At 71.7% G+C, this 11243-nt stretch carries 10 protein-coding genes; all 10 read left to right on the forward strand.

All coding sequences use genetic code 11. The features are described 5' to 3' along the window. The first annotated feature begins 84 nt into the window (after positions 1-84). Positions 85-1005 (forward strand): thioredoxin-disulfide reductase, encoded by a 921-nt coding sequence (trxB, locus tag FJY74_03450; GenBank protein ID MBM3307359.1) that lies wholly within the window; start codon positions 85-87, stop codon positions 1003-1005. A 9-nt stretch (positions 1006-1014) separates the two neighbouring features. After that, a complete protein-coding gene (locus FJY74_03455) occupies positions 1015-2457 on the forward strand; it encodes a TldD/PmbA family protein (GenBank protein ID MBM3307360.1) in 1443 nt (480 codons plus the stop codon). Beyond that, positions 2454-3806: a TldD/PmbA family protein gene (locus FJY74_03460; protein ID MBM3307361.1), complete on the forward strand. Its 1353-nt coding sequence runs from the start codon at positions 2454-2456 to the stop codon at positions 3804-3806. The genes FJY74_03455 and FJY74_03460 overlap by 4 nt, the downstream gene beginning before the upstream one ends. Positions 3807-3881: 75 nt before the next feature. Beyond that, the gene (locus tag FJY74_03465) at positions 3882-4868 is read left to right on the forward strand and encodes a MoxR family ATPase (protein ID MBM3307362.1); all 987 of its coding nucleotides are present in this window, start codon (positions 3882-3884) and stop codon (positions 4866-4868) included. A gap of 13 nt (positions 4869-4881) precedes the next feature. Continuing rightward, entirely contained in the window at positions 4882-5784 is a 903-nt protein-coding gene (locus FJY74_03470) for a DUF58 domain-containing protein (GenBank protein MBM3307363.1), read from the forward strand. Continuing rightward, positions 5781-6773, forward strand: coding sequence for a hypothetical protein (locus FJY74_03475; GenBank protein MBM3307364.1), 993 nt, complete (start codon positions 5781-5783; stop codon positions 6771-6773). The genes FJY74_03470 and FJY74_03475 overlap by 4 nt, the downstream gene beginning before the upstream one ends. Then, the gene (locus FJY74_03480; GenBank protein ID MBM3307365.1) at positions 6767-7759 is read left to right on the forward strand and encodes a VWA domain-containing protein; all 993 of its coding nucleotides are present in this window, start codon (positions 6767-6769) and stop codon (positions 7757-7759) included. Before FJY74_03475 ends, FJY74_03480 begins: the two co-directional genes overlap by 7 nt. 27 nt (positions 7760-7786) lie before the next feature. Then, positions 7787-8809, forward strand: a complete 1023-nt coding sequence (locus FJY74_03485; protein ID MBM3307366.1) for a VWA domain-containing protein — start codon at positions 7787-7789, stop codon at positions 8807-8809. Further along, the gene (locus tag FJY74_03490) at positions 8799-9536 is read left to right on the forward strand and encodes a tetratricopeptide repeat protein (GenBank protein ID MBM3307367.1); all 738 of its coding nucleotides are present in this window, start codon (positions 8799-8801) and stop codon (positions 9534-9536) included. Before FJY74_03485 ends, FJY74_03490 begins: the two co-directional genes overlap by 11 nt. Next, a partial coding sequence (locus tag FJY74_03495; GenBank protein MBM3307368.1) for a protein BatD occupies positions 9520-11243 on the forward strand: 1724 nt, incomplete at its 3' end. The genes FJY74_03490 and FJY74_03495, both read left to right, overlap by 17 nt.

The raw sequence follows: 11243 nt of genomic DNA on the forward strand, positions 1-11243 counted from the left end.
TTGCGGGCCCCCGTTCGCTTGTTGGCAGGCGCCCGCGCCTCGGGTATACTGGCGCGTTCGCCAGCGGCCTACCGGAGGCTCGCCGTGGAGCGCTCTGACATCGTCATCATCGGGGCCGGTCCCGCCGGCCTGACAGCGGCCATCTACGCCGGCCGCGCCGGCCTGACGACGCGCGTGCTCGAGGCCCTGGCGCCCGGCGGGTGGGCGGCCCTCACCGACCGCATCGAGAACTACCCGGGCGTCGGCGCCGTGCAGGGGGCGGAGCTCACCGCGCGCATGGAGGAGCAGGCGCGGACGTTCGGCGCCGCCGTCGTGCCTGCCGAGGCCACAGCGGTCGTGCAGCTTCCCGACGGGTTCGAGGTCCAGTGCGGCGACGCCGCGTTCGGCGCGCGCGCAGTCATCCTCGCGGTGGGGACGGGCTATCGGAAGCTCGGCGTGCCCGGCGAGGACGAGCTTGCCGGCCGCGGCGTGTCGTACTGCGCCACGTGCGACGGCCCGCTCTATCGCGACCTCGAGATCGCGGTCGTCGGAGGCGGCGACAGCGCGCTGCAGGAGGCGCTCTTCCTCACGCGGTTCGCGGCGCGCGTGCACCTCGTCCACCGGCGCGACGAGTTCCGCGCCGCGCGCGTGCTCGCCGACCGCGTGCGGTCGCACCCGAAGATCACCTGTCACTGCAGGCACGCGGTGGAGAGCGTCAACGGGCGGGACGCCGTGGAGTCGGTCGCGCTTCGGGACGTCGACACCGGCACGGAGCGTCTGCTCCCGGTGGCCGGGGTGTTCTTCTTCGTCGGGCTCGAGCCGAAGACGGCGTTCCTGGGGCAGCTGGTCGAGAGGGATCAGAGCGGTTTCATCGTGACGGACGGCGAGATGCGCACGAGCCGGCGGGGCGTTCTTGCCGCCGGGGACTGCCGGGCCAAGATCCTCAGGCAGGTCTCGACCGCCGTGGGGGACGGGGCGACGGCGGCGTTCGTGGCGCAGCGGTTCGTCGAAGATGGGAAGTGGTAGGAGGTGTCCATGAAGGAGCTTCTGAGGGGCGCGATGGAGCACGTGAAGCGGAGGGGCGCGGAGTACGCCGACGCGCGCCACGTCCGGGGCTCAAACGAGATCCTCGTCATGCGGAACGGGGAGCTCGAGACGGCCTCCGTGAGCGAGTCGGAGGGGTTCGGCATCCGCGTTCTCCTGAACGGGGCGTGGGGGTTCTCCTCGAGCTCGACGATGACGCCCGAGAAGGTCACAGAGACCGCCGAACGCGCGCTCGCGATCGCGAAGGCGAGCGGGAGCGTCGGCGCGTCGAAGGTCGTCCTGGACGGGCGCCCGCCCGCGAAGGACACGTACGCGAACAAGGTGCTCGAGGACCCGTTCGCGGTGCCGCTGCCTGAGAAGGTCGGCATGCTCGCGGACTGCTGCGAGCGCATGTCGAAGGTCGAAGGCATCAGATTCGCCACGGCCTCGATGCAGAGCTGGCGGACCGAGAAGCTCTTCGTCGCCACCGACGGGAGCGAGATCGCGCAGACGATCACCGAGGCCGGCGGCGGCATCTCCGCCACGGCGATGGACGGCGACGAGCGTCAGACGCGCTCGTACCCCGCGAGCTTCCGTGGGGACTACTCCACCGCGGGCTTCGAGTTCACGCGGTCGCTCCGGCTGGCGGACCACGCCGACCGCGTCGCGCGCGAGGCCGTCGAGCTGCTCAAGGCCGACGAGTGCCCGACGAAGAAGACGGCGCTCATCATCGGCGGGAGCCAGCTCGCGCTCCAGGTGCACGAGTCGTGCGGGCACCCCATCGAGCTGGACCGAGTGTTCGGGACCGAGGCGTCGTACGCGGGCACGAGCTTCCTCACGACGGAGAAGCGCGGCTCGTTCCGCTACGGGTCGAAGCTCGTCAACATCGTCCAGGACGCGACGGCGGAAGGCGGGCTCGGGAGCTTCGGCTACGACGACGAGGGCGTGCGCGCGCAGCGGACGGACGTCGTGCGCGAGGGCGTCTTCGCCGGCTACCTCATGAGCCGCGAGACCGCGCCCCTCATCGGGCTTGCCAGCAACGGGGCGATGCGCGCCGAGGGCTGGGACAGGATCCCGCTCGTCCGCATGACGAACGTGAACCTGCTCCCCGGCGCCGGAACGCTCGCCGACCTCATCGCCGACACGAAGGACGGGATCTTCATCGACTTCAACAAGAGCTGGAGCATCGACCAACGCCGGCTGAACTTCCAGTTCGGGTGCGAGATCGCGTGGGAGATCAGGAGCGGCAGGCTCGGGCGCATGCTCAAGAACCCGGTGTACACGGGCATCACGCCTGAGTTCTGGGGTTCCTGCGACGCGATCGCGGGGCCTGAGGAGTGGCACATCTGGGGCATCCCGAGCTGCGGGAAGGGCGAGCCGGGCCAGTCGGCGCACGTCGGGCACGGCGTGGCGCCGACGAGATTCCAGAACGTCCAGGTGGGGGTGCAGAAATGACCGACAACAAGGCGCTCGCTGCGCTGCTCGAGAAGGCGCTCGCCGCGTCGCCGGGCACGGAGACGGAGCTCACCGCTCTTCGGGACTCGACGTCGCTCACGAGGTTCGCGAACTCCGTGATCCACCAGAACGTTCACGGGGAGGACCTGACGGTCACGGCGCGCGTGGCGGTGGGGAAGAGGATCGGCGTGGTCTCGACGAACAGGACCGACGAGGGGTCGGTCGCTGCGCTCGTGCGCCGGGCGGCCGAGATCGCGAAGGAGAGCCCGGAGATGCACGACTTCCCCGGGTTCCCGAAGGCGGCGGCCGCGCGGCCCGTGGCGGCCGTCTCGAAGGCGACCGCGGACGCGTCGCCCGAGCTCCGGGCGCAGGGCGTGGCCAAGGCCGCGAAGATCGCCTCCGCCGCCGGTCTCAAGGTCTCCGGCGCGTACCGCACGTCCGACCGGTCGCTCGTCGTCGTCAACACGGCGGGCACGCGGCAGCACCACGACGGCACCGAGGCGTTCCTGTCGGTCTTCGCCATCGCGGACGACGGCGTGAGCGGGTCGGCGTCGGCGTTCGCCGCCGGCGTCGAAGGCATCGATCCGGAGAAGCTCGCGCGCACGGCCGTGGAGAAGTGCAGGGCGGCCGCCGCTCCGGCGGACCTCGACCCGGGGCACTTCGACGTCGTGCTCGAGCCCCGCGCGATCGCCGAGGTGCTCGAGTGGCTCACCTTCACGTCCTTCGGCGCGAAGCAGGTGCAGGAGGGGCAGAGCTTCATGGCGGGGCGCCTGGGCGAGAAGGTCATGGGCGACGCCGTCACGATCTACGACGACGGATACGAGGCCGCGGGCATTCCCATCCCGTTCGACTGGGAGGGCGTTCAGAAGCGGCGCGTGGCGATCATCGAGCGCGGCGTGGCGAAGGGCCCGGTGTACGACACGCTGACCGCCGTGCAGGACCGCGCGGAGTCCACCGGCCACGCCGCGCCGGCGCAGTACCGCTCGGGCCCGATGCCGTCGAACCTCTTCGTCGCGGCCGGGGACAAGAGCCTCGACGATCTCGTCGGGAGCCTCACGCGCGGCCTCCTGGTCACGCGGTTCCACTACGTCAACGGGCTCCTCGACACGCGCAAGGCGCTCTTCACGGGCATGACCCGCGACGGCACGTATCTCGTCGAGAACGGGCGCGTCACGAAGGCCGTGAAGAACCTCCGCTTCACCGAGAGCATGCTGCGCGCCTTCTCGAACGTGGACGGCATGACGCGCGAGCGAGAGACCGAGGGCGGGAACTGGGGCGGGCTCGGGTCCGTGACGACGCCCTCGATGCTCGTCAGGGACTTCACGTTCACCGGTTCGACGGACTTCTAGGGCCTTTCAACCCGACCCCGCGCGCTGGGGTCGAAGGCCCCGACACCGGACGGCCAGCGAACAGGGAGGGCATCCTTGTACTCGGACATCAAAGCGATCGGCGAGCGCATCGAGCGCGAGAGCGCGTTCGTCGGGACGCTGGTGAGCGAGATCGACAGGGTCATCGTCGGCCAGCGCTCCATGGTCGAGCGGCTCCTCATCGGGCTCCTTGCCGACGGGCACGTGCTCATCGAGGGCGTGCCCGGACTTGCGAAGACCCTCGCGGTGCGCACGCTCGCCAGAGCGATCAGCACGCGGTTCCAGCGCATTCAGTTCACGCCGGACCTCCTGCCTGCGGACCTCATCGGCACGATGGTGTACTCGCCGGGCACCGGGGCGTTCACCGCGAAGAAGGGCCCGATCTTCGCCAACCTCGTGCTGGCCGACGAGATCAACCGCGCCCCGGCGAAGGTGCAGAGTGCGCTCCTCGAGGCGATGCAGGAGCGGCAGGTGACGATCGGCGACCAGACCTATCCGCTCGAGCGGCCGTTCCTCGTGCTCGCGACGCAGAACCCCATCGAGCAGGAGGGCACCTATCCGCTCCCCGAGGCGCAGATCGACCGGTTCATGCTCAAGCTCCGCGTGACGTACCCGTCGCGCGAGGAGGAGCTCGAGATCATGAACCGGATGGCCGGCGGGAAGGAGCCGGAGGCGCGGCCCGTCGTCTCGCCGGAGGCGATCCTCGCGGCCAGGTCGCTCGCCGCGGAGATCTACGTCGACGAGAAGATCAAGAAGTACATCCTCGACATCGTGTTCGCCACCCGCGAGCCCGAAGCGTACGGCCTCGACATCGCCGGCCTCATCGCGTACGGGGCCTCGCCGCGGGCGTCCATCTACCTCTCGATCGCGGCGCGCGCGCACGCGTTTCTGAGGGGCCGGCCGTACGTGACGCCGGAGGACGTCAAGGCCATCGCGATGGACGTCCTCAGGCACCGCGTGATCATCACGTACGAGGCGGAGGCGGAGGAACTGACCTCCGAGGACATCGTGCAGAGGATCCTCGACAGCGTCGAGGTCCCGTGAGAGCCCGACCGCGATGATCCCCAGGGACGTGCTCAGGAAGATCCGCCGGATCGAGATCCGGACGAAGCGCCTTGTGAGCGACGTGTTCTCGGGCGAGTACCAGAGTGTGTTCAAGGGCCGGGGCATGGAGTTCACCGAGGTGCGCGAGTACCTCCACGGCGACGACATCCGCTCCATCGACTGGAACGTGACGGCCCGCATGGGCCATCCCTACGTGAAGAAGTTCGACGAGGAGCGGCAGCTCACCATCGTGTTCCTGGTGGACGCGAGCGCGTCGGAGCGCTTCGGGACCGTCGGGCGGACGAAGACCGAGCTCGCCGCCGAGCTGTGCGCGGTCCTCGCGCTCTCGGCCGCGCGGAGCAACGACCGCGTCGGTCTCATCGAGTTCACCGACCGCATCGAGAAGGTCGTCCCGCCCGACCGCGGGCGCCGGCACGCGCTCAGGGTCATCCGGGAGCTGCTCTACCTGCGGCCCGAGGGGCGCGGAACCGACATCCCGCTCGCGCTCGACTACCTCTCGAACGTCGTGCGGCGACACGCGATCGTCTTCCTCGTGAGCGACTTCCTCGCCGAGGGCTACGAGCGGGCCCTTGCCGTCGCGAACCGCCGGTACGACCTCATCGCGGTGCAGGTGGAGGACCCGCGCGAACGCGAGTTCCCGTCGGTGGGCCTCGTCGAGCTGGCCGACGCCGAATCGGGCAGGCGAGTCGTCGTGGACACGGCGAGCGCGGCCTTCCGGGAGCGCTACGCGGAAGGCGCGCGGCGGCGGCGCGAGGAGCGCGACCGGACCCTCAGGCGGCTCGGCGTGGACACGATCGCGCTCACGACCGGGGCGGACTACATCGAGCCGCTTGCCCGCTTCTTCCGCATGCGCGAACGGCGGGCCGGCGCGCTGGCGGCGCGGGGGAGGGCATGACGGTGCGGGCGGCGCTCGTCGCGGGGCTTGCGCTCCTGGCGGCGTCGGCGTCGGCCGCGCCGCCGGTCGTGCGCGCCTCGGTGGCGCCCGACGCGGCGACGGTCGGAGACCGGCTCACCCTCACGCTGTCGGTCGCGCGCGACGCGGACGCCGTCGCGGTGTTCCCGAACGTCGGGGAGAGCATCGGGCCGTTCGACGTGCTCTCGTCGGTCGTCGCTCCGGTGGCCCCGGAGGGCGAGCGGGCGACGGAGCGGCGCGACTACGTCATCGCGGCGTTCCGCACCGGGTCGCTCGCGGTGCCACCGCTTCCGTTCCTCGTGATCTCGGCGTCGGGCGAGACGCTCAGCGTGCTCACCGACTCGGTCGTCGTGGCCGTCGCGAGCGTGCTGCCGGACACCGCGGGCGCCGCGGGCATCGAGCCGCGCGACATCCGGCCGCCGGTCAGCCTCCCGCGCGAGATCTGGCCGTTCGTCGTCGCGGCGGCCGCGGCGGTCGGCGCGTACGTCGCGTACAGGTACCTGCGACGCCGGCGCCTCAGGCGGAAGGCGGGGCCGGCGAGGCCGGGGCGCGAGCCGGCCGTTGCGCCCGAGGCCGCGCACGTCGCGGCGTTCGAGCGGCTCGCGGCGCTGGAGCGCGCGGGGCTTCCGGCGCGCGGGGAGTTCGCGCGGTTCTACGACGGCCTGAGCGACATCCTGAGGCTCTATCTCGGCGACCGCTTCGGCGTGCGCGCGATCGACATGACGACCGACGAGGTCGCCCCCGCCATGGAGCGCGCCGGAATCGCAGACGAGGACGTCGCGTGGACCGTGCGCTTCCTGAGCCACGCCGACCTCGCGAAGTTCGCGAAGCTCGCGCCGACCGTGGAGCGCGCGAACGACGACTTCGCCGCCGCGCGGGAGTTCGTGGAGCGCACGAGGTTCCGGGGCGAGGCGGCGGCGCCGCCTGACGATGAGGCTCGGCCGGCGGAAGGGGAGGCGACGGCGTGCTGAGGCTTGCGCACCCGTGGTTTCTGCTCGCGCTCGGGTTCGTCCCGCTCCTCGTGTGGCTCGAGGTGCGGCTCGCGGCGCGCCGGCGTCCGGCCGTGCTGTTCCCGGACCTCGGCGCCGTGGCGTTCTCCGCGCGCGGCGCCCTCGTCAAGAGGGCGGCGAGGCTCGCGGCGCGCTGCCTCGTGGTCGCGCTTGTCGTCGTCGCGCTCGCGCGGCCGCAAAGCGGCAGGGGAGCGGAGTCCGTGCTGACCGAGGGCATCGACATCGTGCTCGTCCTCGACGTCTCGGGCAGCATGCTGACGGAGGACTGGCAGCCGACGAACCGGCTCGCGGTGGCCAAGGCCGTGGTGTCGGACTTCATCCGCGGGCGTTCGTCCGACCGGATCGGCATGGTGGTCTTCGCGGCGCAGGCGTTCACGCAGTGCCCGCTCACGCTCGACTACGCGGTGCTCCAGGAGCTGCTCGCGTCGGTGAAGGTGGGGATGATCGACGAGAACAGCACGGCGATCGGCATGGGCATCGCGACGGCCGCGAACAGGCTGCGCGAGAGCGACGCGAAGAGCCGGATCATGGTGCTGCTCACGGACGGGCGGAACAACGCCGGCGAGATCGACCCGGTCACCGCGGCGCGGGCCGCCGGCGCGCTGGGGATCAGGATCTACGCGATCGCGGCGGGCACGCCGGAGGGCGGCCGGATGCCGGTGGACGACCCGGTGTGGGGCAGGCACTACGTCAAGGTGCCCACGGAGATCGACGAGGGCACGCTCCGCGAGGTGGCCGCGGTCACCGGCGGGAGGTACTTCCGCGCGAAGACCGAGGGGATGCTCGCGGAGATCTACCGGCAGATCGGGGAGCTCGAGAAGACGAAGATCGAGGTGAAGCACTTCACGACGTACACGGAGCTCGGGCCGCGGTTCGTCGTCGCGGCGCTCGTCGCGCTCCTCGCGCTGCTGGCGGCGGAGGCGACGGTGCTGCGCGGCATGCCGTGACGTCGGCGCCGGCCGCACGAGGGTCCCATGCGATTCGCAGTGCCGATCGACACCGTCATTCTCTGGCTCGTGGGGCTGCCGCTCCTCGCGGCCGTCGTCCTCGCCGTCGCGCGGGTGAGGCAGCGGCGGGCGGCGCTCCGCGCGTTCGCGGAGCCGGGGCTCCTCGCGGGCATCGCGCCCGGCGCGTCCGTCGAGCGGCTCCGCCTCAAGTCGGCGTTCATCGCGGCGGCGGTCGTCCTTCTCGGCCTCGCCGCCGCGCGGCCGCAGGTCGGCACGAAGGTCGGCGTCGCCCGGCGTCAGGGCGTGGACCTCATGATCGCGATCGACGTCTCGGCCTCGATGGAGGCGCGCGACCTCGTCCCGAGCAGGTTCGAGAAGGCGCGCCGCGAGGCGCAGTCGATCGTCAACCTGCTCGACGGCGACCGCGTCGGGATCATCGTGTTCTCGGGCGCCGCGTTCGTGCAGTGCCCGCTCACCGTGGACTACGGCGCGGCCTCGATGCTCCTCGCGTCGGCGTTCCCGGACATGCTCCCGACGCCGGGCACGGCGATCGGCGACGCGGTGCGGAAGGCGACGGCGTCGCTTGCGGCCTACCCCGAGCGCTCCAAGGTCCTCGTGCTGATGACGGACGGCGAGGACCACGGCTCCGACCCGCTCGCCGCGGCGAAGGAAGCGGCGGCGGTCGGGGTGAGGATCTACGCCATCGGGTTCGGTTCCACCGCGGGGGAGCCGATCCCGCTTGCGGCCGAGCGCGGAGCCGGCCACAGAAAGGACAAGACCGGGCAGGTCGTGCTCTCGAGGCTGGACGAGGAGACGCTCGTCCGCGTGGCCGAGGCGACGGGCGGGCGCTACCTCAGGGCGACGGACGGCGAGCGCGAGATCGACGTCGTGGCCGAGGAGATCTCGAAGATGCAGGCTGGCGAGATCGAGTCGCGGATGCTCGCGCACTACGAGGAGCGCTTCCAGTTCCCGCTCGGGCTCGCGCTCGGCGCGCTCCTGCTCGAGGCGCTGCTGCCCGACCGGGTGAGGAGGAAGAACGGTGCGGCGTAGCCTGGCGGCTGTCCTTCTTGCGGCTCTGTTCGCGCAGGCGGCCCTCGCGGGCCCGGGGGACTCGGCGTCGGCGAGGAACCGCGCCGGGAACAGGCTGTACTCGAAGTCGCGGTACGACGAGGCGCTCGCGCAGTATCGGGCCGCGCAGGTCGTGGCGCCCGAGCTCCTCGAGCTCTTCTTCAACGCGGGCGACGCGCTCTACCGGAAGGGCGATCTCGAGAACGCCGTGCGGGAGTTCTCGAAGGCGGCCGCGTCGACCGACGCGCGCCTCGCGGCGGACGCGAGCTACAACGCGGGGAACGCGATGCTCGCCATGGGGCGTCCCGACCAGGCGATCGAGGCGTACAAGGCGGCCCTCAAGCGGGACCCGGACCACGGGGACGCCAAGCACAACCTCGAGCTGGCGCTCATGCTCCTCGAGCAGCAGGAACAGCAGCAACAGGAGCAGCAGGACCGGCAGGACCAGCAGGATCAGAAGGACCAGCAGGGCCTGCAGGACCAGCAGGGCGAGCGGGACGAGCAGGACGAGCGGGACCAGCAGGGCGCTGAGAGCGAGCCGCAGGAGCAGGGCACGGATGAGCAGCAGCCCCAGCGGCGCGAGGCGGGCATGACCGAGGAGGACGCCGCGCGGCTGCTCGACGCCATCGACGAGCGCGAGCGCGAGCTGCAGGCGGAGCTTCGCGCGGCGCAGGCCAGGAAGAGGGCGAAGGTTGACAAGGACTGGTAGCTTCGCGGCGCTTGTGGCGCTTGCGCTCACGGGTCTCATGCCGGCGGTCGCTCCGGCCGCCGACATCGAGGTCGCGGCGACCGTGGACCGGACCGTCGCCTCCGTGAACGACCGCATCGTCCTCACGGTGACGGTCACGGGCACGATGCGCCAGGTGCCGACGCCGAAGCTGCCAGACCTCTCCGACTCGTTCGTCGTCCAGAGCGCGGGCAGCTCGACCAACTTCAGCATGGTCAACGGACAGGTGACGAGCTCGCGCAGCTGGAGCTACTCGCTCCTGCCCAGGAGCGTCGGGAGCTTCACCATCGGGGCGGCGGAGGTCGAGTTCGCCGGCTCGGTGTACCGGACCGACCCGATCGCCGTCGAGGTCGTGGAAGGGAGGGCGCCGGCGGCCGCGGTGCCGGGGGAGAGGCAGTCTTCGGGCGTGCAGTCCGGAGGGCGCGACGTCTTCATCACGACGTCCGTGGACAGGAAGCGGGCGTACGTGGACGAGCAGATCACGCTCTCCTTCAAGTTCTACCGGAGGATCGCGCTGTGGGAGCAGCCCCGCTACACCCCGCCTGAGCTCTCGGGCTTCTGGTCGGAGGACCTCCCGCCCCAGGAGGAGTCCTACGAGAGCGTCGGCGGCGTGCGGTATCAGGTGACGGAGATCCGGACGGCCCTCTTCCCGACGGCGCCGGGTCGCGCCACGGTGGGGCCTGCGACGCTCGTCTACTCCGAAGGCGGAGGCGGGTTCGGCTTCTTCGCGACACCCGGCCGGCGGAGACAGCTCACGACCGAACCGATCGCCATCGAGGTGGTGCCGCTTCCGCAGGAGGGAAGACCTGCGGACTTCGGCGGCGCGGTCGGGAGCTACCGCATCACGGCGTCCATCGAGCCGGCGAGCGTGCCGGCGCACCAGCCGGCGACGCTCAAGGTCAGGATCTCGGGCACCGGGAACGTGCGGAAGCTGACGGCGCCGCGCCTCCCGGAGCTGCCCGACTTCAAGGTCTACGAGTCGAGCACGACGAGCGACCCGTCGCGCACCGGCGGAGCGATGGGCGGGACGAAGATCTACGAGTACGTGCTCGTGCCGCAGACGCCGGGTCGGAAGACGGTCCCGGCGATCCGGCTTCCGCACTTCTCGCCGTCGTCGGGCGAGTACCGCGTCGCCGACACGGGGGACCTCACGCTCGAGGTGACCGAGGCCGTGGCCGGCGCCGAGGAGGCGCGCCCGCCCACGGCCGGCATCGCGCGGCTCGGCACGGACATCCGGTACATCAGGGAGCCGGGCGGGACGCTTACGCCCGCGGCCGAGCCGGTCTACGCGCGGCCGTGGTTCGTGCTCCTCCAGCTCGCGCCGCTCGTCGCGCTCGGGGGAACGTGGGCGGGCAAGCGACGGCGCGACCGGCTCGTCCAGGACGACCGCCTCGCGCGGCTCGTCGGCGCGAAGGGGCGGGCGAGGCGAGGACTTCGGCGGGCCCGCGAAGCGGCGGGCGACCGCGGCGAGGCGTGCGCGTCGGTCGCTCGCGTCGTGACGGACTTCATCGGAGACCGTCTGGGCGTTCCGGCGCGCGGGATGACGCTGCCGGAGCTGGCGACGGCGCTCAGGGAGGCGGGGGCGGACGACGCGCTCGTCGGGACGGTGCGCGGCCTCCTCGAGCGCTGCGACCTTGGCCGGTTCGCCGGGGGCGCGGCGGAGGTCGAGGGCGGGCGGCTCGTCGACGA

Source organism: Candidatus Effluviviaceae Genus I sp. (genome assembly GCA_016867725.1).
Classification (GTDB): domain Bacteria; phylum Joyebacterota; class Joyebacteria; order Joyebacterales; family Joyebacteraceae; genus VGIX01.

Bases quoted from the DNA above. Each gene is read 5' to 3' on its own strand.
- FJY74_03470 (MBM3307363.1), top strand. From the start codon at position 4,882: ATGATCCCCAGGGACGTGCTCAGGAAGATCCGCCGGATCGAGATCCGG.
- FJY74_03475 (MBM3307364.1), top strand. From the start codon at position 5,781: ATGACGGTGCGGGCGGCGCTCGTCGCGGGGCTTGCGCTCCTGGCGGCG.
- FJY74_03460 (MBM3307361.1), top strand. From the start codon at position 2,454: ATGACCGACAACAAGGCGCTCGCTGCGCTGCTCGAGAAGGCGCTCGCC.
- FJY74_03485 (MBM3307366.1), top strand. From the start codon at position 7,787: ATGCGATTCGCAGTGCCGATCGACACCGTCATTCTCTGGCTCGTGGGG.
- FJY74_03455 (MBM3307360.1), top strand. From the start codon at position 1,015: ATGAAGGAGCTTCTGAGGGGCGCGATGGAGCACGTGAAGCGGAGGGGC.